This is a genomic window from Streptomyces sp. NPDC055243 (assembly GCF_044544025.1).
Lineage (GTDB): Bacteria > Actinomycetota > Actinomycetes > Streptomycetales > Streptomycetaceae > Streptomyces.
Genome location: NZ_JBITWR010000011.1, coordinates 123528 through 146545 on the forward strand (window position 1 = coordinate 123528; position 23018 = coordinate 146545).

A 23018-nucleotide genomic window follows, 5' to 3' on the forward strand; every position below is an offset into this window, starting at 1 on the left:
CCCATGCTGCTGGAGATCGAAGACCTCACCCTGCGGATACCGGGCGCGGCCCGGCCGCTCCTGGAGTCGGTGTCCCTCACCGTGCGGCCCGGCGAAGTCGTGGGCCTGGTCGGCGAGTCGGGCTCGGGCAAGTCGACCACGGCGAAGGCGGCCCTTGGCCTCCTGCCGGCGGGGTCGGCGACATCGGGCTCCGTCCGCGTGAACGGCACCGAAGTCCTCACCCTCACCGGCGAAGCCCTGCGGACACACCGCGCACGGACGGTGGCGATGGTCCACCAGGACCCCCGCGCGGCCCTCAACCCGGTGCGCCGCATCGGCGACTTCCTGGTCGAGAGGGGAGCGACGCGCGAACGCGCGGTGGAGCTCCTGGAGGCAGTCGGCCTCTCGGACCCCGGACACCGCGTACGCCAGCGCCCGCACGAGCTCTCCGGAGGCATGCTGCAACGCGTGGTCATCGCGGGCGCGCTCGCGGCGGAGCCGAGCCTGCTCCTGGCGGACGAGGCGACCAGCGCGCTGGACGTCACGACGCAGGCGGAGATCCTGGCCCTCCTCCGCCAGCTCCGCTCCACCCGGGACCTGGGCCTCCTCTTCATCACCCACGACCTGCACCTGGCGGCCGCGTACTGCGACCGCGTGTACGTCATGTACGCGGGCCGGGTGGTGGAACAGCGCTCGGCGAAGGCCCTGTTCGACACCCCGGCACACCCCTATACACGGGGCCTGCTCTCCTGCTCACCCACCCTGGGCGACACGACGCACTCCCTCCACCCGATCCCCGGCCGCCCGCCGTCCTTGTCGGACAGCTTCACGGGGTGCCCGTTCGTGTCGCGGTGCGGGGAGTCGGAGGCGACGTGCGAGACGTGGACTCCGGAGCAGTTGGAGCTGGACGGCGGCGGAACGGTCGCCTGTTCCGTTGTGGGCAGGCGTTCCGCAGGGCGGAACGGGTGGGCACAACCCAAGATGCCGAGTACCGATGCAACCGAGGTGAGCCACTGATGCCCCAGGACCTGCTGTCGGTAGACGGCCTCAGCAAGAGCTATCCCCTGCCGGGCGGCGGCCGCCACCAGGCGGCGGACAGCGTGACGTTCACCGTCCAACCGGGCGGCTCCATAGGCATCGTGGGCGAATCGGGCTCAGGCAAGACGACGGTGGCCCGGATGCTGGTGGGCCTGGCCCGCCAGGACGCCGGCACGGTGACGGTGAAGGGCCGCCCCCGCGAGGCCCGCACCCCCAGGAAGCGCACCGCCCGCCTCGCCAGGGCCAGGGAGATCCAGATGGTCTTCCAGGACCCCTACCTCTCCCTGGACCCCCGCCTCACCTCCACCCAGTGCCTGCGTACCTCCCTGAAGCTGCACGGCAGGGACGAGAACCTGGCGGCGGGACTCCTGGACCAGGTGGGCCTGGGCTCCCGCGAGGCCGGCGCACGCCCCCGCGAACTCTCGGGCGGCCAGCGCCAGCGCCTGGCCATCGCGAGGGCGCTTGCGGTGGACCCCCAGGTCCTGGTCCTGGACGAGGCGGTGGCGGCACTGGACGTGTCGATCCAGGCCCAGATCCTCCAGCTGCTCGGCGAGATCCGCCGGGACACCGGGGTGGCCCTGGTCTTCGTCAGCCACGACCTGGCGGTGGTCCAGCACATCACCGACGAGGTCCTGGTGATGCGCCGCGGCAAGGTGGTGGAACAGGGCCCGACGGAACGCGTCCTGACATCCCCGGAAGACCCCTACACAAGCCTGCTGCTTGCCTCGGTCCCGGGAGAGGGCTGGAATCCCCAGAACGCGATCAAGGCAAGAAAGGCACTAACGCCGAGCACCCCTTAGGGGAGCGCCCCGAAGGGGGTGCGGGGAACTGCGCGCCAAGCCCCAACGCACCTTCAACGGGACAAAGCACCCCGACCCCCCTAAAGCCCCACCCCGCAATAGGCCCCCCGGCCGGAAAAAGGCAGGAGCCCCGCCAACCCGCTCGCGCGGGAAGGCAGGGCTCCTTGGGTACTGCTATCCATGTCCGGATCAAGTCACCGGAACTGTCACACGCCCCATTCACATGGGGCGCCCCACCTACTGGGGGGTGACGTTCTCCGCCTGCGGACCCTTCGGGCCCTGCGTGACGTCGAAGCTCACGGCCTGGTTCTCCTCAAGGGAGCGGAAGCCGTTCGCGTTGATCGCGGAGTAGTGGACGAAGACGTCGGGGCCTCCGCCTTCCTGGGCGATGAATCCAAAGCCCTTTTCGGCGTTGAACCACTTCACGGTTCCGGTAGCCATAAGCCCTCCTTGGGCCAAAGGGTTGCCCTGCTCCAGAACCTGCGATTGTTGAAACAACTGCATAAGTCTGAAAACGACGAGAGCCCGCGGGTCACATGCTCCGCAGGCTCTGTACTGCAAGGGAAACCAAACTGCAACTTGCGGCGAGCTTAGCACGCAGGCAGCCGAAAGCAATAGGGGGCAAGATCACGTCACCCGGATGTTTGACGGACCCCCCAGAGGGGTTGACGGACCAGGTCCGAAGGGGTTGACAAGGACGGGATCGGGCCCCGCTTTCTGCACCGTACCGCAAGGGGGCTAGCCTCCCCGATGTGGACAATTCTCCCGTTGGCACCTTTGCCGGGGCGGGCTCAGATCAGCTCCCCGGCCACCACCGCACCCCCAGGCCGCGCGTCGGTCACATTCAGTTCCTGAACTGCATGCCTCTGTACTGGGGCCTCGCGCGGACCGGAACGCTGCTCGACTTCGAGCTCACGAAGGACACCCCGGAGAAGCTCAGTGAGCAGTTGGTGCGGGGCGATCTCGATATCGCGCCCGTCACTCTCGTCGAGTTCCTCAGGAACGCCGATGACCTCGTCGCTTTCCCCGATCTCGCGGTCGGCTGCGACGGCCCGGTGATGTCCTGCGTGATCGTCTCGCAGGTCCCCCTCGATCAGCTGGACGGCGCCCGCGTCGCGCTCGGCTCGACCTCGCGCACCTCCGTGCGCCTGGCGCAGCTGCTGCTCGCCGAGCGCTTCGGCGTACGGCCCGACTACTACACGTGTCCGCCCGACCTCGGCGTGATGATGCAGGAGGCGGACGCCGCCGTGCTCATCGGGGACGCGGCGCTGCGGGCGAACCTGATCGACGGCCCGCGGCTCGGTCTGGACGTGTACGACCTGGGTCAGATGTGGAAGGAATGGACGGGTCTGCCGTTCGTCTTCGCGGTCTGGGCGGCGCGCAAGGACTACACGGCGCGCGAGCCTGCGGTCGTGGACGCGGTGCACCAGGCGTTCCTCGCGTCGCGCGACCTCTCGCTCGAAGAGGTCGGCAAGGTCGCCGAACAGGCCGCGCGCTGGGAGGCCTTCGACGCGGGGGTCCTGGAGAAGTACTTCACGACGCTGGACTTCCGGTTCGGGAGCGCGCAGTTGGAGGGCGTCGCGGAGTTCGCGCGCCGGGTGGGCGATACGACGGGCTTCCCCGCGGACGTGCGGGTGGAACTGCTGGGTTCACAGCCGAAGTAGCGGACATGGCGGCCATGGCGGCGGTACGGGGGCCGCAGTCGGCAGTGGGGCATGACTGAACCACGGGTCGTGCCCGCGCACTACCCTGAGCTGCAGACAATGCGCGCGGCCCGAGTGGCCGCGGCCGTGCGGCGCGTCCGGGGGAGGCCTTCGTCATGCACCCGCTCGATCCCGGCGAACCAACCGCCATCGGTCCCTACCGGCTGCTCGGCCGGCTGGGCTCGGGCGGCATGGGCCGGGTCTATCTGGGGCGCAGTGCGGGCGGCCGTACGGTCGCGGTGAAGGTCGTCCATCCGCACTTCGCGCTCGACGAGGAGTTCCGCGCCCGCTTCCGGCGCGAGGTGGACGCGGCGCGGCGGGTGGGCGGCGACTGGACCGCGCCGGTCCTCGACGCCGATCCGGAGGCGGCCGTCCCGTGGGTGGCCACGGGGTACGCGGCGGGCCCTTCCCTGGCCGACGCGGTGCGCGACCTGTCCCCGCTGCCCGCCCATTCCGTACGCGTACTGGTGGCGGGCCTCGCCGAGGCCCTCGCGCACGTGCACGGGCTCGGCCTCGTGCACCGCGACGTCAAGCCGTCGAACGTGATGCTGACGATGGACGGCCCGCGGCTCATCGACTTCGGCATCGCACGGGCGACGGACGGCACGGCATCGCTCACGTCGACCGGCGTCTCCGTCGGTTCGCCCGGCTACATGTCGCCGGAGCAGATCCTTGGCAGGGGCGTCGCCGGGGCGGCGGACGTCTTCTCGCTGGGAGCGGTCCTGGTGTTCGCGGCCACGGGGACTTCACCCTTCCCGGGCGACTCGTCCGCGTCGCTCCTCTACAAGGTCGTACACGAAGAGCCCGAACTCGGCGCCCTGGAGGGTGATCTGCGCGACCTCGCGCGGGAGTGCCTGGCCAAGGACCCCGGTGCGCGCCCGGCTCCGGAGGAGATCGCGCGGCGGCTTGCCCCCTCGGGTGCGGACGAGCTGGTGGCGGCCGGTTGGCTGCCTGGGCCGCTGGTCGAGCGGGTCTCCAGGAGCGCGGTGCGGCTCCTGGACCTGGAGACGGACGGGGCCGGGACGGGGGAACAGCCCTCGGGGCCGGTGCCGTTCGGCACGTCGATGATGGGCGGGGTGTCGGGCAGTCACGCGCCGGTGCGCGAAGTGCCGCAGGCCAGCGGCTCGTTCGGCCCGCCCGACCCGTCGTACGCGGCGCTGCCCGCCACCTCCACGCCCTCGGTCGCGTACGTCCCCACGCAGACGTCAGACCCGTCGGGACCGCCCGGCCGCGTGTCCGTCTCGGTGGCGGCGACCTCCACGCCCGGCGGAGCGGACGGGCGAGGCCGCAAGGTCAGTTGCACGCTCGTCCTGGGTGTCGCGGGCGCGCTCGCCGCGGTGACGGTCGGCTCGGTCTTCGTGATGGGGCTGCTTCCGGGGGACGGCGACGGGTCGAAGGACGGGGCCGCGCAGCCCCCGGCCGCGACCGCGAGCGAACAGCCCGGCGATGGCGACGGCGACGGCGGCGCGGACCAGGCCGGCGGCAAGGTGCCCGCCTCCTACCGCGGCACCTGGGAAGGCCAGGCGGTCGCGGCGAACGGCGCGGTCCCGATGGGCACGTTCCGGCTGAAGGTCGAGCAGGGCAAGGTCGGCGAACGCTTCGCGGTCATGACGCAGACCGACCAGCTGGGCGGCGTCTGCGCGGTGGACCTGACCCTGAAGTCGGTGTCGAAGAAGGAGATCGTGGCCCGTGGCAAGGGCCGGGCGGACAGCGCGGCCCAGTGCACGAAGAACCCGCACACCGTCCGACTCCGCCCGAAGGGCGACGCCCTGCTGTACCTCTCCGAGAACGAGAAGTCCGGGAACCCCGAGGCGCAGATGACGCGGGTGGAGTGAGGGGGGAGTGAGTGGGGTGGGGGGGGGGGGGGGGGGGGGGGGGGGGGGGGGGGGGGGGGGGGGGGGGGGGCGCCCCCCCCCCCCCCCCCCCCCCCCCCCCCCCCCCCCCCCCCCCCCCCCCCCCCACCCCCGAGGTCACAGCGGCGTGGTCACCGTCGAGATCTCTCCGCTGCCCAGGTGCAGCATCCCCTTGCCGGGGGCGATCGGCCCGCCCACCATGCTGCGCGAGATCCGCAGCCCGATGAGGTCACCGCTCGAACTGTCCTGCGGGGAGAGGAGGATGCCGCGTCGGCCCTTCTTCACGTCGACCTGCCAGCCGGAGAACCCGCTGCACACGTCCTCCTCGTCGCCCGCGAGGACCAGCGCGAGGCCCGTCTCCGTGCCGCGCTGGACGATGCGCTTGAACTGGCTCGCCGCGTCGCAGTCCTCCAGCATCTCGCCGTCGTCGATCAGCACGACGATCGGCTCCTCGGGGGACGCCGACTCGATGGACTCCTCGAAGTCGTCCTCGTCGATGTCGTCACCGGTGAAGATCTTCAGTACGCCTTCGGTCCCGTCGAGTTGACGCATCGGCGACTGGCGCGGGGCCGCGATCACGAGGCGTACGCCCTGTGCGAGGTACGAACGCGCCATGTTCATCAGGACCGTGGAGCGGCCGGACTTGGCCGGGCCCGCGATGACGAAGGCCGGTACTCCCGTGGCGAGGTCGGGGCCGTGGCCCATGACCTCGTCGCCGCCGATGCCCACCAGGGCCCACAGCCTGGAGCGTGAAGCCTCCGGGTCGCGCAGCTCCCAGGCCTCGTCGAAGGAGATGCGGCTCGGCAGCGTGTCGACGCGGAACGGGCGCCGGTGGCGCGGCACTTCCCCGTCGCGGGCCGCCGCTGCCTCGCCGATCGCGGAGATCGCGGCGGCCTGCCCCTGGCCGGTGACGTCGTCCGAGAGGAGCGCGAACTGCGTCTCGGTGCCGCTCTCGTTGCGGAACGCGCGGCCCGGCGGGATCTCCTCCGGCACCTTCTTGGCGGGGATGCCGAGCATGGAGAAGTCGGAGCGGTCCGCGAGCCGCAGGCCGTACTTGTCCTCGGTGAGGGAGGAGACGCGGCCGACCAGGAGCTGGCGGTCACCGGTGAGCACCATGTGCAGGCCGACGCTCGCACCCTCACGCATGATCGCGGTGAGCTCGTCCGTCAGACTTCCGTGGTCGATCTCGCCGAGCGTGGGCAGCCAGCCCTCCCAGCGGTCGAGCAGGACGACGATGTGCGGCAGCCGCTCGTCCTCGGCCGCGTCGGCCCGCTGCTCGCCGATGTCCGCGTACCCCTTGTCCGCCAACAGGTCCTGGCGGCGGGTCAGTTCGCCCTTGAGGCGGCTGACGAGGCGGACCACCCGCTCGGTCTGGTTGCGGCTGACGACGGCGCCGCAGTGCGGAAGGCGGGTCAGGGCGTTGAGCGCGCCGTTGCCGCAGTCGATGCCGTAGAGGTGGACGTCGGCGCACGAATGCGTGCGCGCGAGGGAGCCCGCGATGGTCCGCAGGACCTGCGAGCGGCCGCTGCGCGGCGCGCCGCCGATCATCAGATGCCCGAAGGAGGCGAAGTCCACGACGACCGGGCGACGCGCCTGGTCGCCGGGCAGGTCCTCGATGCCGTACGCGGCGGGGGTCAGCTTCCCCGGGCCCGTCCTGGGCGCCGGTGCCGGGATCTCGTCCAGGATCAGCGTCTCGGAGAGCGCGGGCAGCCACGGGCTGTGCTGGGCGGGGATGCCGAGGGCCGCGTTCGCCTCGATGACGGTGTCGACCAGGACCTTCAGGTCGGTGATCTCCTCCTCCTCGCGCGCCTCGGCCTTCGGCTTGACCAGCGCGCCACGTCCCAGGGTCGCCCAGTCGAGCGAGTCGACCCACGGTGCGAGCAACTGCGGATCGGCGGCGCCGGGGCGCCGGCCGCCCACGCGGCCGGACTGGAAGGGAACCAGCGAGGCGTGGCCCAGACGCACGTACGCGCGGCCAGGGGTGTTCTTGGAGATGTGCCCGGCCTCGGGGGAGTCGATGACGTCGGAGGACTCGCCGCCGTCCGTCACGCGCAGGGCGATGCGGAGGTTGGTGTTGGCGCGGATCTCGGGGGAGACGACACCGCTCGGCCGCTGGGTGGCCAGGAGCAGGTGGATGCCGAGCGAACGGCCACGCTGGGCGATGTTCACCAGGCCCGTCACGAAGTCGGGCAGGTCGCGCACCATCGAGGCGAACTCGTCGATGACGATGAGGAGTCGGGGCACGGGCGCGTGCGAGGGATCGCGGCGCACCAGATCCTGGTAGTCCTCGATGTCCTTCGCGTCCGCGTCCGCGAGGATGTGCTCGCGCCGCTTCAGCTCGGCGCCCAGGGACTCCAGGGCGCGCTCGACGAGGTGGGCGTCGAGGTCGGTGACCATGCCGACGGTGTGCGGCAGCTTCACACAGTCCTTGAAGGCCGAGCCGCCCTTGTAGTCGATGAGGACGAAGGTCATGTTCTCGGGGGTGTTGGCCACCGCGAGCGCGGCCACGATGGTCTGCAGGAGCTCCGACTTGCCGGAACCGGTCGTACCCGCGATCAGACCGTGCGGCCCGTCCTTGCGCATGTCGATGCCGAACGGGCCGTCGTACGACTCGCCGATGACGGCCATCGTCGACTGTCCGCCCGCCTGCCAGCGGGCGGCGATGGCGCCCGGCGTGGGCGGCTCGAGCTGCAGCACGTCCAGCAGTCGGCTGGAGCCGGGCAGGGCGGAGTCCTCGGTCTCGCCGCTGATGTCGCGCAGCGGGGAGATCGAGCGGGCGAGCCGCAGGCACCAGGCGGGGGAGACGAAGTCGGGGCGTACGTTCAGGACCCGCTCCGCCCCCGTCATCTCCACGCGCAGCCGCAGTTCCTGCGCGGCGCTGGCCTGGGGGGTGTCGGGCGCGGTGGTGTGCCAGGCCTGGAAGGAGGGGAAACCGCCGGGGGCCTGCTGGGGCGCGGCGGCCGGCTGCTGCGGGGAGGCGCCGCGGGGCTGCTCGTTGTCCTTGGGCTTGGGCTCGGCGACGACGAAGGCCAGGCACTCACCGGGCAGGAACCGTTCCTCGGTGTCCAGGCAGAGCGCGTACACGCCCACGGAGGGGCCCTCGCGCAGCAGCCGTACGACACCCGGCAGGGACCGCAGCCGGCGCGACCCGTCCCAGACGACGACGATGTCCGGTTCGCTGAAGCTGGCGCCCTGGCTCTTGTTCGCCTCGAGGATCTTCAGCCGGGCGTCCAGGATCTGGGTCAGCTCACCGATGCGGGCGCCGACGGTCTCGGCGTCGGTGCCGATGAGTACGTTGATGTCCTGGCCGGAGGACGGCCTGATGTGCGGCAGCCAGCGCACCCAGTCCCAGCTGCTCCGCGCCCCGTTCTCGGTGAGGATGTAGAACTGCACGTCCATCGGGCTGTGCAGGGTCGCGGTCTGCGCGACCGCCCAGCGGCCGAGCGCGGTCGCCGAGTCGTCGGGGCCCGCGATGCCGATGACGCCCAGGCCCTTCAGGGGCAGCGCGACGGGCGCGTCCTCGATCTTCCAGGTGACCTGGCGGCGGTGCTCGTCCTTCTCGGGGTCGTCCAGGACGACCTCGGAGGGCAGTTGGCCGGTGCCGAAGCGGAGCAGGAGGTGGTCGGCGTCGGTGCGGCGCCGCTCCCACAGGCGGGTGCGCGGGCCGGTGCTCAGGGCGAGGACGGTGGCCGGGTCGGGGATGGCGTTGCGGCGGTCGAGACGCTCGGCGACCAGGGCGTCCTGTGCGTCCTTCTCGATCCGCTTCTTGGTCTCCTTGTACTCCTTGACCTGCTTCGCATGGGACTTGCGCCCGTGCTTCTTGTCCATGAAGTAGTTGCCGAAGAGCATGATGGGACTGAGCCCCGCCATGATGAGGTAGTACCAGCGGTCGAAGATCATCGCGGCCACGACCGCGCCGACCAGCGGGAAGAGCGCCATCAGCCAGGGCAGCGGCCGGGCCTCGAAGTCCCGTACGGGGGCCGGGAGTCGGAACGTGGTCTGCCGCTCGGGCGGGCGCAGTCGCGGGGGCCGGTTGTAGTCGAGGCCCGCGCCGTCCTCGGACCACTTGAGGGCCGCGTTGGGGGGTGCGTACCGGATGAGTTCGAAGAGGGTGTTCCCGACCGCGATCTGTGCCCCCAGGGGCCACTCACCGCTGTCGCGCCGGGCGCCGCCGCGCTTGTTGCTCTCGCGCTTGGCCTCCTTCTTCTCCCGCCGCCGCTCCTTCCGCGTCTTCTCGTCGTCGTGCTGGTCGCTCTCGCTCTTGTCGAGGCCGAAGGGCTCGCCGTCGAGCGTTACGGCTTCCTTGTCCTTCTTCTCCCCGTGCAGGGCGACTTGGCATGTTCCATCGGTTGCAACTGACAACGTGAGGGCGCGCGCGGGCATCTCGGGGTCGTCGACGCGGATGTACGAGGCGTTGCCGCTGCCGATGTCGTAGCGCCCGATCCCCAGCCGGTGCAGGGAGCCCGCCGAGGGCCCGCTCACGACGCGCAGCTCGACGAGGCCGGCGGGCTCGCCGGGCAGACATCCCGCCGGGTCGTTCAGGCTGACGACGGCGCCCTCGCGCAGGGGCGAGGTGCCGACGGTGGCGCTGGGATCGACGGCGTACCCGTCCACGTAGATCATCGGGGCGCCCGCTGCGGGCGACTGGTGGCGCTGGCCGATCGGAATGATCTGCGCGCCGGTGTGGCCGACCTGCCGGGCCAGCTCCACCGCTATGTCCTGCACGGTGGACTCGGGATCGGCGTCGAGGACCACGTCGGCGGCCCCACCGCCGAACGGATCGACGACGGTCAGAGTCAGGCGCACGATCGTCCTCCCCGTAATGAACAATGGCGTTGACGATAGCCGCTCCACCCTTCCCACTGGCAACGGCCTGTGCACCGGCTCATAGCAGAGCTGTGACTCAACCGGGGTGTGAACCCACCAGCCCCACCCGTAAGCTGCTGCCGCAAAGAGCGGACGATCACACCATCCGCGCACACGGGAGCCACGGGGGCCTTCCCTGCGGCAAGTTGATTAGGGAGTGGGCTACATGGCCAAGGACCTTGATGTCACATATCAGGACATGCGTGACGCGGCCAAGCATGTGGTCAAGGAGAAGGACAAGCTCAAGGAGAAGCTCGACGGTCTGCGGAAGTACATCGCAAACCTGGTCGAGTCCGGCTTCGTGACCAAGAGCGCGTCCAAGGCGTTCGACGAGAACTTCGACGAGTTCGTCAAGGGCGCGAAGGACACGCTCGACGGTCTGGACGGCATGGGCGACTACCTGACCAACGCCGCGGACAAGTTCGAGCAGATCGACGACGAGCTGGGTCGCGCCGCCAAGAAGTAGTGACGGTGGCTGTTCCGAGAGTGGCGGGGTGACGGGGGATCCTGTCGCCCCGCCCTCGTCGGCGGGACTGGAGAGCCGGGCGTCCGGGCGGACGGTCGTGAGTACGGGGAGCGCATCAGCGATGAGTCGTGAGGCGGCTGCGGTGAGGCCGATGGGTGGTGAGGCCGATGAGCGCTGACGCCACCACCACGGCGGAGACCGGACGCGTCCGGCGGGACCGCCGGAACCGTCTGGAGTCGGACGAGCCGGGCATCGTCGCGCAGCCCCCCAGAAACATCCGCATCTTCTTCGCAGTCTGCTTCCTCACGCTGCTCACGGTCGTCTGCGTCTGCCAGCTGCTCGACCCGCGAGGCCTGTTGGGCGTGACGCTGATCGCCGGAATCGCGACCCTCGTCGCGGTACGTCCCGTACTGGCACTCCTCTATGCCGCCTCGACCGCTCCCTGAGGAGCCGCGTACGCAGGTCGCTCGGAGCGGCGTTCCCGGAGCGCACGCATGCGGTGCGCCCGAGCTGAGCACCACGCAGCCGCAGGCGCTCGGGGCGGACATGTCGGCTGTGGGAGTCCGGGTGTTGCAGGAAGTCGGTCAGGAGGTCCCGGGCGGCGGCGCGGGGTTTTCAGCCGGCGGTGCGGGGCTGGCGCAGGAGGTACATGTGGAGGTCGCTGCGGGCGTCTTCGGTCTCGACCCGCAGCCAGGAACCGTCGCGGAACCGCAGCAGCAGCATCTTGGTCTCGAACTCACCGAAGAACGGGTCGACAAGGGCTGCTTCGGCAGCGGGAAGGCGGGCGACGATCTCCATCAGCTTCTCCCTGCTGCCGGACACGCGCCGGGGCGGGGCCGCCAGAACGATGTCGCCCTGGGACACGAGGACGAGTCGCATGTCGTGCGGGGAATGGCTGTACCAACGCAGCAGGAACTGCCCGGCGTTGCCCTGCCAGTTGCCGTCGAAGACGCGGTCGAGTCCTTGCTCTGTGACGAGGGCGTCGCGCCGCTGCTCGTCCTCGCGCTTGGCGCGCAGCCTCTCCTTCACCGACTTCGGGGCAAGGGATCGCTCGATCGCCTGTCCCATGTTGGCAAGAAGGACGAACAGCAAGCCGAACGGCACGAACGGCAGACAGAGCGCGGCACCGAGCATGTCGAGCGCGGGCTTCCTCCCGGGGCGAAGGCGCGGGGCACCGGCCGCCTGGAGCACGTCCGACGGCGGCTGGGGAATCTTGTCGATCGAGCACCACGCCCCGGCGTCGACCTGGAGGCCGAGGCGGTCGGATATCACGCTCTGTCTGCCCCTGGATGTCACGTCAAGGCTCTCCTTGCATCAGGTGCTCAGTCGGAAATCAACGAGAAGAGGGGTGGCCCTCATGGGGGACCATATCAAGGCGGATCTCGCCGCCATCAAGAAGTGCTCACGCGATCTTGGCAAGATTCACAACGAGTTCGAGCGCAACGGAAATCCGGCCGATGAATACGGAAGTGCGGTGGGGCACGGCGGCCTGAAGGACGCCTTTTCGGAATTCGGGGACACCTGGAAGAAGACCAGGAAGAAGCTGATGAAGGAACTCGAGCAGCTCGCCGAGTTCACGTCGACCGCCGCCAAGGCGTACGACAAGATCGACCATGAGCTGGCGAAGGCCATCCGGGACGCCAAGGCGAAGAGCAAGGGGAAGTAAGTGAGCAGGACGGACAGCGACTGGCCGCCACTCTGGCACGACGACCCCACGCCCGGCGACCCCGAAGAAGTGGCCGAACTGGGGCGCAAGTTGCGCAAGATGGCCGACATGATCGACGAGCAGTCACGGGTCATCAAGGCGCTGGCCTCGGTGGAGGGCTGGGACAGTGAAGCCGGAAGAGGCTTCCATGAGATGGCCGGTGGCACGGCGGACAAACTGAAGAAGTCCTTCGAGCGCTACGACGAAGCGGCCAAGGCCGTCGGCGAGCAGGTGCGGGAAGGCAGCTCGAACGAGTTCGCCAGCGAAATGCGCAGGGCGCAGCGCAAGGCGGACAAGGCGCTGAGCGATTATCGCGAGGCCGAGGGTGACCATGACATCGCCGACCGCGAAGTAAAGAAGTACGAAGAGAAGTACCCCACGCGCAATATCCCTGAGAAGGACAAGGAGGACTACGACCGCTGGGTCGAGAAGCGTGCCGACGCTCTGCGCCGCTACGGCAGCGCGAGAAAGGGGGTGAAGGACGCCAGGGACATCTATGACGATGCGGGGGACAAGGCCGCGAAGCACATCAAGAACGTCGTGCACCATGATGACGTCCGGGACCCCGGCGGCTTCATGAACATGCTCGCGGACTGGGCGGACGCGCTCTCGAACATCTCCGCGGTCCTGTCCGTGCTCGCGGTGATCTGCGCTTTCGTTCCCCCGCTCCAGGTGCTGGTTCCCATCCTCGCCACCCTTGCGGTGCTGACCAGTGCTGCCGCACTCGCGGGCCACGCGTACGACATGACGGCGCGCGGCGGAAAGCTCGACTGGATGAAGTTGGGCACCGACGCACTGGGCGTGCTGCCCGGCCTCGGCGCCCTCAAGGGATTCAAGGCCTTCAAGGGCATGAAGAACATGACGAAGCTCGGGCGCATGGGGGCCAGGGGCCTCAATGCTCTCGATGGCGTCGGGCACAACTTCCTGAACGGCCTTGCCGTCAAGGGGGTCAACAAGATCCTGGGCAAGACGGCGCGCAAGGACCTCATCGACGGCAAGAAGATCACAGCGGTGATCAAGGGGTCGGGCCTCGCGAGTGCCTTGAACCGTATGCGCAATGGTGAGAACGGCGAGAAGACCGGATACCAGGAGCCGAAGAAGGCCGAGCCCTCTCCCACGCCTTCTCCCACTCCCTCTCCTGCTCCCCGGCCTTCACCCACACCCCAGGCGTCGCCGAAGCCGTTCAACGCGGCCTTGGCGGCATAGGCGATGTCCGGCGAAGTACGAGACCGAGAGCGGACCCTCAATTGACCACCGACACGACCGACACCACCGACAGCACGGACACCACGGACAGCACGGAAGACACCCGGCGCAGCCTTGAGGGAAGCGACGGAATCGAAGTCCGCTGGGTCATGCCCGAAGGGTTTCTGGAGCTCCCCTTCGAGGCGGACGACCTGGACGAACTCACGGACCAACTGGAGGAGTTGGCCCGTAAGGCCCTGCCGGGCGGCACGGAGGACGTACAGCTCGAATGGGCCGCCATGTGTATGGCGAACTACGACGAGTTCATCGAGGCGGGAGTCCAGTACGCGGGCTTCGTCACGACGGAGGTCGAGGGCGTCCGCTGCACCGCCACGGTGAACGTCAGCCTCGTGGACCTGGACGAACGGGCCGGGCCCAAGCCGGTGGGCTTCATCGCGTCCACGATGCGGCACCTGGACATAGGCCAGGTGGACGAGGTGAAGCTGCCCTGCGGCCCGGCAGTGACCTGCATAGGCGCCCGGCAGTCCTACGTGGACGGCAGCCTCACGGAGTCGGGGGAGGACGAGCCGATCTGGACGTCGTTCATCCAGGTCCAGATACCGCTGAGCAACCAGACCGTGATGCTGCTGGAGATGGGTACGCCGACGGCCGAGGGCTGGGACACGTTCTCCTCCATGTTCGCCGGCGTCGTGAAGAGCGTGCGCTTCTTCGACGAGCAGGGTCTGCCCTTGGTGATGCCGGGGTGAACGCGGTCAACGAACCACGGCCGGCGTCGGGTTCACCCCTCACGGCGGACCAGCAGGCGGTCCCCACGGACTACCGCCTGCTGGTCCCCCGCGAGTGGTTCCGCGTCGACCTCACGCAGGACCGGTGGCGCAGTCACCTGAAGACGTTCGTGGACCGCGAGGCGCAGGGCCGCGGCGTCTCCGCGGAGCTCACACGCAACGTATGGACCACGCTGCGGAACACCGCGGAGGCCGGCCTGGCGCGCGGCGCCATGGAGTTCTTCCTCCTGACCACCTCCCAGGAGGGCGGCCTGCCCGCATCACTGCTGGTGTCGCTGAGGCCACTGGGCGATACGCTGGCGGACCCAGAGCGGTACGCGACGTACTTGGCGGCGCGGGAGTCCGAGGAGGACGGGGCCGGAAGAGAGGTGTCCGTGGTGAACCTTGCCGCAGGCACGGCGATACGCGTACTGGGCCCCACGTCCCTGGACATCCACGTCCACATGCCAGGCGGAACGGCCTACTTGACCCTCTCCTTCTCGGCCCCCGTAACGGGAATGTCCGGCCCGATGGAGCGCCTGTGCGATGCGATGGCGGGGTCGCTGCGGTGGGTGATGTGACAGGGCTGCTGACCGGGTTCCACCGTTCCCACAGGTAAACCCCCGCACACCGGCTCGCGGTTCGGTGTGCGCCCCGACCGGGGTGCGATCCCTTCCGTCCCACCCCTAAGCTGCTGCCTCAGAGGCGGACGATCAGACTATCCGCAGGAGTGCTGTCGGATATCTGATCGAACAGTTCGCAGGCGAGAAGCAGTGGGACGCATGACGCGGTAGAGGGGGCCCTGTGGGGGAGCGCACCAGGATCGACGACCTCAACGTCATTCGGGAGATGGGTGTCGGTCTGGGCAAGATCAAGGACGCCTTCGACGGACTTGGGAAGCTGAAGGGGCAGTACGAAGACGACTTCGGCGAACACGATCTTTCCTGGCAGTTCGGGGACTTCGTCGACAACTGGGACAGGCACCGCGAGGAACTCGGCGATGAGATCAAGCGGCTGGGCGAGATCGCGAAGGCCGCCGCGAAGACGTACGAGAGCATCGACAGCGAGCTGGCCAAGGTCCTGCGCGAGTCCGGCCGGACGAAGAAGTCCTGATGGGCGGTGCGCGCACCAAGGACTGGCAGCCCTTGGCCGACCACGACCCGATTCCCGGCGACCCGGATCGTCTGGAGCAGTTGGGCCGCAAGCTCCGCAAGACGGCCGACGAGCTGGAACGACAAGTACGTCACCTCAAGGCAGCGTCCGAGGTCGAGTCCTGGGACAGCGACGCCGGCAAGGAGTTCCGCGAGAAGGCCAAGAAGTGCCGCGGCCGTTTGGAGGCCGCGCACAAGCGCTACGAGACAGTGGCCGACGCGGTCGGCGACCGGATCGTCGACCACGGATCCGGATACGAGTCGAACGCCGCTGCCCAGCCCGGCAGCTACGCCACCGAACTCCACCGGGCCCAGCGGATCGCCGAGATCGCCCGGCAGGAGGCCCAGGACGCCGAGGCCGACAAGAGCGCCGCTCGGAAAGGGCTGGACGGCCTGTCCGGCGATTCCGGCAAGAAGGACGACGACAAAGAGGGCGCCAAGGGGCGCAAGGGAAAGCTGGAGGATCAGGCGGAGGCCGCGGGCAAGGCCCTGGAGGCGGCCCGGGGCAAGCTGCAAAAGGCCCAGGAAATTCGCGACACGGCCGCGCGCAAGGCGCGAGAGGCCATCGACGACGTCATCTCCGACGATGCCCTCAAGGACGGCTTCTGGGACGACTTCGCCGATGCCGTGGCGTGGCTTGCGGACGTGACGGAGGTCATCTCCAAATGGGCTGGCCTCGCTGCGCTGGCCGTCGGCTGGATCCCCATCATCGGGCAAGGGCTGGCCGGTCTTCTGGGCGGCATCTCCATGGTGGCCACACTGGTCAACATCGCCTGCACGGCGATCCAGGTCGGAATGGGCGACGAGTCCTGGACGGCACTGGCCACGGCGGCGGTGGGCTTGCTGATGATGGGGGCCGGTAAGGCGATGTCCAAGGTCAGCGGCCGCTATGCGAATGGCATGCTGAGCCGTCTGCGGCTCGCCAAGAGGGCCAAGCAGGCTGGCAGGTCGAAGAAGACCGAAGAGCCGGATCCGACTGGTAAGCAGATCAAGCGCAATCGCAAGAAGTACAACAGCAAGGCGAGGCACATCGAGGGGCTGCAGAAGGGCGACATCTCGAGGTCGATGCGGGAGCCGGTAACCGAGATTTTCAAGGGATCCACTTGGAAGGACGCCTTCAAGGGGGGCTACCGTGAATCGGCCCAGGAATTGAGGGAGCGCGGGAACGGAAGCCTGATCAAGGGGGTCGGCAAGTCGGTTTCCCTGTCGGACGCCTCCGTAGCGTCAGAGCTCAAGGAATTGAAGCACTTGAGTAAGACCGTGGGCGATGGGTACGCGACCAACGACAGTTCGATCCGAGCGACGGCACTGAATGCGGCTGGTAGCGGAATCACTGCCGGTGGTCTTCTTATTGATGAGGTGAGTTGATGGAGCGAGAGAACAGAGAAGCGGCGGGGATTTCTCCTGGCCCCGGGGGCGATTACGTTGTTGATTTCGACTTCGGCGGTGACTGGCTCCCGCTGACGCTCCACGAGGGAACCCGGGCAGAGGCCCGACAGATGGCCGCAAACCTTGTGGCTGAGTTCAATCCACTGCGTCTCGGCGTCAACAAGAACTCGCTGCAAGAGGAACTGGAGCAACGGGCTCTGACGGCATTCAAGTCCGAGCCGGTCCTGACAACTGTCGCTTACACGGAGGGTGGCTCGCTGTTGGCCGACCTGTCGGTCTTCGCGTACGGGGAGGACGATGTTCAGCGGCCTTCTCCGCAGGAATATCTGCCCCAGCTGTTGGAATGGCCTTACGCCAAGCTGCAGGGCGAACCGCAGGTCTCCACCGTTCAGCTACCGCTCGGCCCGGCTCTTCGCGTGCAGGCGGTGTTGGCTGAGAAGCGGCGCTTCGGCTGGGGTAAGAAACTCAGTGAGTCCCTCCAATACGGGGTCTGGCCGGATGGGCAGGAGGAGATCCTGGTCGTCGAGGCGAGATGGCTCAACTTCGAGCGCACGGACGAGCTGACGGAGCTCGTGGACCGCCTCGTGCCCACCATGCGTCTCGTGCCCGTCCCCACGGGCCCCGGCACGGAGGACACCCTCACCGAACCTTCCAGCGAGCGCTGACATGCCCCTCCAGACCGAGTGGGACACCCCGCCGAGCGACTACACCATCTTCGTTCCGGCGGGTTGGTTCCAATTGCACCTAGACCCCGATGAGCGCGACCGAGGCATCGTCGCCCTCGCCGACCGGCAGTTCGCCGGGATCGACGACGCGCCCGTCCTCAAGGAACGCTTGATGCGGGAGCTGCAACAGCAGGCGAAGGCGGCCCACCGCGCCGGCGGTGTCGAGCTGTACATCTCGCTGCTGACCGTCGATGGCCTGCCGTTGGCGTCCTCGCTGTTGGTGAGCCTTCTCCCTGACCGCTGGCCCGGCTGCCGTACGGCGCACGACCTGGCTCGTAGGCTGGCGGACGCAGGCCGCCGTCCGGAGGTGCGGAGGCTGGATGCTGCCGGGGACGCCGTACGGGAAGAGCGGACCGAAGCTCCGGACCCAGAGCGCCAGATGGGGAACACGCTCGCCACGACGACGGTGAACTATCACGTGCCGGTGCCCGCGAGCGATCTGTGGCTGACCCTCACCTTCTCCACTCCCATGGAGGGCCTGGCCCCAAAGATGGTGGAGCTCTTCGACACTGTGGCCGAAACCCTTCACTGGGAGTAGAGAGCAGAAGGCGGGGCTCGCCTCTTTGGCGGGCGGCGCAGCGGGCGGATGCCTGCCGTCAGAATCTGCTCTGCTCGGGCAGGTCGAGTTCGGCGGCGTCGGAATGGAAGTTCGCCGCGAAGGGGTACGGGCCGTAGTGCGGGTAGAAGGTCGGGACGTCGCCGCCGTTCTCCGCCGCGATGTGCGCGATCTTCCGGTACGCGGCTGCCCTGGCCCGGACCTTCTGGCGGGGGCGGTTGCTCCACTGCCGGATCACCGTGGCGCAGAAGAACGCCAGGGTGCCACAGACGATGAGACCGGCCGCCGCATAGAAGAGGGACTGGTTCCTCGGGGACTCCCAGTACTGGACGTAGGCGCCCCAGTAGATGAAGAGCCCGACGAGGATCAATGCGGTAGGAATTCCGGCTTTCGCTCCGGCACTGTTCATCTGTTGGTCGTCGATATGGCGAAGGCGCAGCATTTTCAGGACGGCTTCGTCGTCGAGGAAGTCGAACTGGAGCCTGCGACCCTCTGATGCGGCGGCTTCGCGGGCAGCCGGTACCGCGGCGATGACGTCGCCCGGAACCATCTTCCTGATTATCCCCTCCCGGGCCCTGTACTCCCACGGCCCGGGATCACGGTCTTCCTCGTCCGACATGTGCATGTGCTCCTTCGCTAGGGCCTGGCGGCGCCACCAGGCCCTTGACCGCTTCCCTAAGTCGGTGATCTTCAGCGGTTGATGGACTGAATTTCTTCGACCTCGATCTGCTGGACCGCCTCGATCGTGCCGTTGGGCATGCCGACCGGCGTCGCCTGGCCCGTGCCCTGCCAGGTGATCTCCCAGGTGAGGGAGGCCTTCAGCGGGAACGTGTCGCCGCCGGACGAGCGGCGGTAGGTGATGCCGCAGGGCGGCGTCTCCTTGGACTTGCCCTTGGCGTAGGGCTCGCCGATCTTGCCGTCGACTATGGGGCACTCACCGTTCGCGGGGATCGTGGTGGCGTCCTTGGTGCCGGGGTCGAGCGTGAGGGATTTGGGGGTCGCGGTCGTCGTCGCCTGGAGGTTGAAGCCGGGGACGTTGATCTCCGCCGTCGCCGTGACGTCGTCGAAGACGGCCTTGTCGAGCCAGGCCCACGTCGGCAGATTCACCTTGGTGACGGCCTCGGGCGCGAGGGTGACCTTGGTGCCGGGGAGCTCCATGTGCTGGTAGGCGAGGGCGGCCAGCATCTCCGGGGTGATGGCCTCCTCGTGCTGGGGAGGCGGCGGCTCGCCGTTGTCGACCCAGAAGGGGATGTCGGAGCAGGACATGCGCTTGAGGACGTCGGGCTCGTTGGGGTTCTGGACACCTGCCCAGAACATCCCCTCGCCGTCCTTCTCGACGTTGTAGTCCTTGTATCCGGGGGTGTCGGTCCAGCCGAAATCGTCCTCGTAGTGGCGTTTGAGCTGCCCCAGGGCGGTTCCCCCCGAGCCCAAGCCGGGGGTGTTCAACTGCTCCTTGATGTTCGCGGACATCTCTTTCTTGAAGTCCTTGGCACCGAGGTACGGGGCGTACCAGCAGGCCGGCGGATCCCAGTTCACGTCGGCAGACGTGACGTTTCCGCTGCCGCCGTCCTTGGTGACGGCTCCCGAGTACTTGACCTGTGCGGCGGCGTAGACGCCGGTCTTGTCGCTGCCGCCCTCTTCCTTGACGCTTCCCTTGCCGTTGCCGAAATCTTCGTCGGCGTGGGCGACGCCGCCCGTCAGAAGACCGCCGACGACGAGGGACAGTGAGAGGCAGGTGATCGCGGCTCTGTTCACGCGCACTGGTCTGCCTTCTCCGTCACGAACACAACCGAAGCGCGCCACAAGTCGTCCTTCCCCGGGAACTTATTCATAACGATCTTGAAGAAGTCGTACGACGCCGCACTGGGTGCCCCCTTGCGGACCTTCTTCGACTTCACGTCCTTTGAATAGAACTTGCTGGAGTCCACGCAGAACGAGACCTCGACCGCGCTGCCGTTCGGGGACTTCCGCACCTTCTCCTGGAAATGGCGTCGGGTGCCTGTGGAGGTCACTCCCGCGTCGACGCGGCCCTTGATCTGGGTGCGGGCGTAGCTGAGTCCCTTGTCCGTCGCGTAGGTGGCGACCGCCGGGTCATCGACCTTCTGCTCGGCGACGCCCCGGTAGATCGACTGCACGAAGTGCCGGGCGTCGTCCATCGCCGCGGCCTCGTCCTTGTCCGCCGGCTTGTCCCAGTCGAAGACCAGGACCATGTCCTTGGGCAGAGTCAGGTCCACGCCGTCCGGCTTGTCCTCGGCGGGTGCGTCCGACGGCTCGTTCGACTTCTTCGACTTGTCTGCGCCCTGGTCGGCGCCGGCGATCTTGTCTTTGTCCTTGGAGCCGTCGTCTTCGCTGCCGCAGGCGGTCAAGAGCAGGGCTGCGGTCGCGGCGAGCGCGGCGGTGACGTGCTTGGTCCGGCGGTTCACAGTCGGCTCCCGGTGGGGCGAGGGGGTCTCCAAAAGGCCGACGTTAACTGTGGGGTTGTTGGTTCCGCCAGGGTCGATGGCCGGACAAAGCGCTCTATTTCGACGAACTGTCATCGTGTCGTGACGCGAAGAACGCCGCTATGCGGGGCCTCGCCCGGTTTTGCGGGGATGGGGCTCCGCCGCGCGGGGGGTTCGACGCCGCGCCAGAGGGTCCGTCGCGACGGGCCCCCGCCCTCAACTGAGCTTCTTTTCCTGCGACTTGACAACCGCAGGGAAGATCTTGGCGTCGCCGGCACGTGACTGGAGGTAGGCGTTGCCGTCCACTGCGAAATAGATGGCGATGGCGGCGCCGTGGCGGCTGACCTGGGTGCGCACGGTGTGCGTGTTGCCCTTGTACTTGCTCGTCGTCCTGAAGGCCAGGGACTCGTCGGCGCCGGGAGTGGGTGCGGTTCCGGTGGTCTCGGAGGCGACGGACTCGTACGGGCTGGAGGCCTTGTCCCCCTTCGCGGTGAAGCCACCCGCGCAGGCACTGACCGCCTTCGTCATGCCGGCCATGGCGTCCTTCGCCTTCCCGGGCGCGTACGTGGCGAGCGTGATGTAGGTGAAGGTGCCGTCGAACTCCTTCGCCTCCGCGACGCGGACGAAGCTGTCCCGCGGGTCGCCGGCGGGGAACTGGTTCATCGCGTACGCAAGCGGAGTACAGGCGGGCTTGCTGACCTTGATGTTGTCCCTCGACTTCGCGAAGACGAAGCCGTCGGCGGGCTTCACCACGGCGTGGGCGGGCACTTCGTTCCTGGTCAGGGAGAGCTGAGAGGCCGATTTGGTGGGCTTCTTCTCGGCGGGGGCCGCGGAAGAGGCCGCCGCCTTGCCGGCACTGTCGCCCTTGCTTCCCTTGTCGTCGTCTCCGCTGCCGCATGCCGTCAGCAGCAGGGCTGCGGTCGCGGTGAGCGCGGCGGTGACGTGCTTGGTGCGGCGGTTCACGGTCGGCTCCCGGTGGGGTGGGTGGGGGGGGGCTTCAGCGGGCCGACGTTATCCGTGGGGCTGTTGGTTCCGCCAGGGTTGTCTGTGGGGCAAGTGGGATCATTTCGGCGGACTGTCATCGTGTCGTGATGCTGGGGAGTGCCGGGGCTGCCGGGACTGCCGGGGCGGGTGGCGGTGGAGGCAGTGGACTCGGCGACGAACGGATCGACAGTACGGCTGCCTTCGGCAGGGATGGACGACGGTCACTCGGTCCTCCGGCGGCACGTGGCCATGACGGCGGCGAAGAGTTCGACGTGGATCTCACTGAGGTCGCCCGAGAGACCCGTCGCGGAGATCGGTGTCGGTCTCTGCGACGCGGGTGCGACATGGGGGCGACGCAAGTGCGTTGCGGTGCCTCCTAGGGTGGCGCGCATGTACATCTCACCCCGAGCGCTCGAGGGCAGTCGTCGGTACCGGCTGGCTGCCGGTGTCATGTTGTTTCTGGGGTTGCTCGTACCCGGCCTTGGGATGACGGTTTCCGCTGTCTCCGGGGACATGGGGGGTCTCGGGGGGCTGGCCCTGGGGTGGGTGGGGGTGTCTCTGTTGGTCGTCGCCTGGTGGGCGGCGCGCTACTGGTACGCCGCGTTCCTTTCCGGGCGGCGCGAGGAGCCGGTGCCCGATCCGGATCCGTGGCCCTGGATGCTGCCCTGGACCGCGCTGATGACGGTGGCGATCGTCGGCGGGGCGCGTCAGTTGACGCAGGGGAACAGCGGGGGCTGGTTCGCGCTCGGGTTCGGGGCGATCATGGCCGTCCCCTGGGGGCTGATGGTGGCGGCCGGGGTGCTGGCGTTGCGGGAGCGGTGGCGTGGGAGGGGTGCGGCGTCGCCTGGGACCGCCGGTTCCGGCGCGCCTTCCGAGCCGCCCCGGCCGCGGCGCGACTGGGGCCCGATCGGTTGAGGTGTCGCCGTCCTCTGCCTGTGAGGTCGGCCTCCTTGGGCCGGCGGCGACCGTGGTCAGCGATCGCCCTGCCTGATCGCACCCTGCCTGCCCCGCTGCCCATGTGCCATTGCCTCTTCCCGATCCCGTGGCCCGCCCTGACCGGCCCGGTGCCGACCTCCGCCTCCGCCTCCTGGAGAACGCCCCCGGAAGGTGTGGCGGGTCGAGTGGCACGACGGCCCGTGGCTCATCGCGGAGTGGCGTACGGAAGCCTGCCCTCCGCAGGATTCCGACGCGGTTGTCCCGTGCGAGATCGGGCTGGACGATCTGCTCGCGTTCGCCAGGGCCCGCTCGCGGGACGAATCACCCGCCGGGGACACGGAAAGCCACGGCTCCGAACACCACGGCTCCGAACACCGCGGCTCCGAACACCGCGGCTTCCGAGCCCGCCAACGGGCGGGGAGCGATCAGCCCTCCCCGCCCGCGTGATCAGCGCGG

Annotated in this window: 22 protein-coding genes; 15 read left to right on the forward strand and 7 right to left on the reverse strand. The window is 68.7% G+C overall.

The features are described 5' to 3' along the window. Nucleotides 1–3: 3 nt before the first annotated feature. Together ACIGXX_RS29435 and ACIGXX_RS29440 are read left to right on the forward strand one after the other, a co-directional pair. Entirely contained in the window at nt 4–996 is a 993-nt protein-coding gene (locus ACIGXX_RS29435) for an ABC transporter ATP-binding protein (RefSeq protein WP_351173933.1), read from the forward strand. Next, nucleotides 996–1817: an ATP-binding cassette domain-containing protein gene (locus ACIGXX_RS29440; RefSeq protein ID WP_351173930.1), complete on the forward strand. Its 822-nt coding sequence runs from the start codon at nt 996–998 to the stop codon at nt 1815–1817. Before ACIGXX_RS29435 ends, ACIGXX_RS29440 begins: the two co-directional genes overlap by 1 nt. A 237-nt stretch (nt 1818–2054) precedes the next feature. Here ACIGXX_RS29440 and ACIGXX_RS29445 read toward each other — a convergent pair whose 3' ends face one another. After that, the gene (locus ACIGXX_RS29445) at nt 2055–2258 is read right to left on the reverse strand and encodes a cold-shock protein (RefSeq protein WP_018528239.1); all 204 of its coding nucleotides are present in this window, start codon (nt 2256–2258) and stop codon (nt 2055–2057) included. A 401-nt stretch (nt 2259–2659) separates the two neighbouring features. Between ACIGXX_RS29445 and ACIGXX_RS29450 the strand changes: the two genes are divergently transcribed. Then, nucleotides 2660–3481, forward strand: coding sequence for a menaquinone biosynthesis protein (locus ACIGXX_RS29450; RefSeq protein ID WP_351174001.1), 822 nt, complete (start codon nt 2660–2662; stop codon nt 3479–3481). Between the two features lie 155 nt (nt 3482–3636). Next, nucleotides 3637–5355, forward strand: a complete 1719-nt coding sequence (locus ACIGXX_RS29455) for a serine/threonine-protein kinase (RefSeq protein ID WP_351173926.1) — start codon at nt 3637–3639, stop codon at nt 5353–5355. Between the two features lie 135 nt (nt 5356–5490). Here ACIGXX_RS29455 and ACIGXX_RS29460 read toward each other — a convergent pair whose 3' ends face one another. Then, on the reverse strand, nt 5491–10179 hold the full coding sequence (locus ACIGXX_RS29460; RefSeq protein WP_351170113.1) for an FtsK/SpoIIIE domain-containing protein: 4689 nt from the start codon (nt 10177–10179) through the stop codon (nt 5491–5493). A gap of 226 nt (nt 10180–10405) precedes the next feature. Between ACIGXX_RS29460 and ACIGXX_RS29465 the strand changes: the two genes are divergently transcribed. Further along, complete coding sequence (locus ACIGXX_RS29465) at nt 10406–10705, forward strand: WXG100 family type VII secretion target (RefSeq protein WP_351170116.1); 300 nt, start codon at nt 10406–10408, stop codon at nt 10703–10705. Nucleotides 10706–10872: 167 nt separating this feature from the next. Then, nucleotides 10873–11151: a hypothetical protein gene (locus tag ACIGXX_RS29470; RefSeq protein WP_399980144.1), complete on the forward strand. Its 279-nt coding sequence runs from the start codon at nt 10873–10875 to the stop codon at nt 11149–11151. Nucleotides 11152–11320: 169 nt separating this feature from the next. Here ACIGXX_RS29470 and ACIGXX_RS29475 read toward each other — a convergent pair whose 3' ends face one another. Then, nucleotides 11321–12001: a hypothetical protein gene (locus ACIGXX_RS29475; protein ID WP_351170121.1), complete on the reverse strand. Its 681-nt coding sequence runs from the start codon at nt 11999–12001 to the stop codon at nt 11321–11323. Between the two features lie 61 nt (nt 12002–12062). On the opposite strand from ACIGXX_RS29475, the gene ACIGXX_RS29480 reads away from it, so the two are divergent. From ACIGXX_RS29480 to ACIGXX_RS29515, 8 genes are all read left to right on the forward strand, one after another. Further along, nucleotides 12063–12371, forward strand: a complete 309-nt coding sequence (locus tag ACIGXX_RS29480; protein WP_351170124.1) for a type VII secretion target — start codon at nt 12063–12065, stop codon at nt 12369–12371. Then, complete coding sequence (locus tag ACIGXX_RS29485; RefSeq protein ID WP_361469112.1) at nt 12372–13616, forward strand: putative T7SS-secreted protein; 1245 nt, start codon at nt 12372–12374, stop codon at nt 13614–13616. Between the two features lie 41 nt (nt 13617–13657). Then, complete coding sequence (locus tag ACIGXX_RS29490) at nt 13658–14362, forward strand: hypothetical protein (RefSeq protein WP_399980150.1); 705 nt, start codon at nt 13658–13660, stop codon at nt 14360–14362. Beyond that, entirely contained in the window at nt 14359–14961 is a 603-nt protein-coding gene (locus tag ACIGXX_RS29495) for a hypothetical protein (RefSeq protein ID WP_399980152.1), read from the forward strand. The genes ACIGXX_RS29490 and ACIGXX_RS29495 overlap by 4 nt, the downstream gene beginning before the upstream one ends. Before the next feature lie 223 nt (nt 14962–15184). After that, entirely contained in the window at nt 15185–15493 is a 309-nt protein-coding gene (locus ACIGXX_RS29500) for a hypothetical protein (protein ID WP_399980156.1), read from the forward strand. Then, nucleotides 15493–16899, forward strand: coding sequence for a hypothetical protein (locus ACIGXX_RS29505; protein ID WP_399980159.1), 1407 nt, complete (start codon nt 15493–15495; stop codon nt 16897–16899). The genes ACIGXX_RS29500 and ACIGXX_RS29505 overlap by 1 nt, the downstream gene beginning before the upstream one ends. Then, nucleotides 16899–17585 (forward strand): hypothetical protein, encoded by a 687-nt coding sequence (locus tag ACIGXX_RS29510; RefSeq protein ID WP_399980162.1) that lies wholly within the window; start codon nt 16899–16901, stop codon nt 17583–17585. Before ACIGXX_RS29505 ends, ACIGXX_RS29510 begins: the two co-directional genes overlap by 1 nt. A gap of 1 nt (nt 17586) precedes the next feature. Continuing rightward, nucleotides 17587–18183 (forward strand): hypothetical protein, encoded by a 597-nt coding sequence (locus tag ACIGXX_RS29515; protein ID WP_399980165.1) that lies wholly within the window; start codon nt 17587–17589, stop codon nt 18181–18183. 58 nt (nt 18184–18241) lie between these two features. Here the strand turns inward: ACIGXX_RS29515 and ACIGXX_RS29520 are convergent, their stop codons facing one another. The 4 genes from ACIGXX_RS29520 to ACIGXX_RS29535 all read right to left on the reverse strand — a co-directional run bounded on the left by ACIGXX_RS29520 (nt 18242) and on the right by ACIGXX_RS29535 (nt 21605). Further along, nucleotides 18242–18751 (reverse strand): hypothetical protein, encoded by a 510-nt coding sequence (locus tag ACIGXX_RS29520; RefSeq protein ID WP_399980168.1) that lies wholly within the window; start codon nt 18749–18751, stop codon nt 18242–18244. A 140-nt stretch (nt 18752–18891) separates the two neighbouring features. Continuing rightward, nucleotides 18892–19962: a hypothetical protein gene (locus ACIGXX_RS29525; RefSeq protein ID WP_399980171.1), complete on the reverse strand. Its 1071-nt coding sequence runs from the start codon at nt 19960–19962 to the stop codon at nt 18892–18894. Further along, a complete protein-coding gene (locus ACIGXX_RS29530; RefSeq protein ID WP_399980174.1) occupies nt 19953–20624 on the reverse strand; it encodes a hypothetical protein in 672 nt (223 codons plus the stop codon). Before ACIGXX_RS29530 ends, ACIGXX_RS29525 begins: the two co-directional genes overlap by 10 nt. A 234-nt stretch (nt 20625–20858) precedes the next feature. Next, on the reverse strand, nt 20859–21605 hold the full coding sequence (locus ACIGXX_RS29535) for a hypothetical protein (protein ID WP_399980177.1): 747 nt from the start codon (nt 21603–21605) through the stop codon (nt 20859–20861). Between the two features lie 573 nt (nt 21606–22178). Between ACIGXX_RS29535 and ACIGXX_RS29540 the strand changes: the two genes are divergently transcribed. After that, the gene (locus tag ACIGXX_RS29540) at nt 22179–22541 is read left to right on the forward strand and encodes a hypothetical protein (protein ID WP_399980180.1); all 363 of its coding nucleotides are present in this window, start codon (nt 22179–22181) and stop codon (nt 22539–22541) included. The last annotated feature ends 477 nt before the right edge of the window (nt 22542–23018 follow it).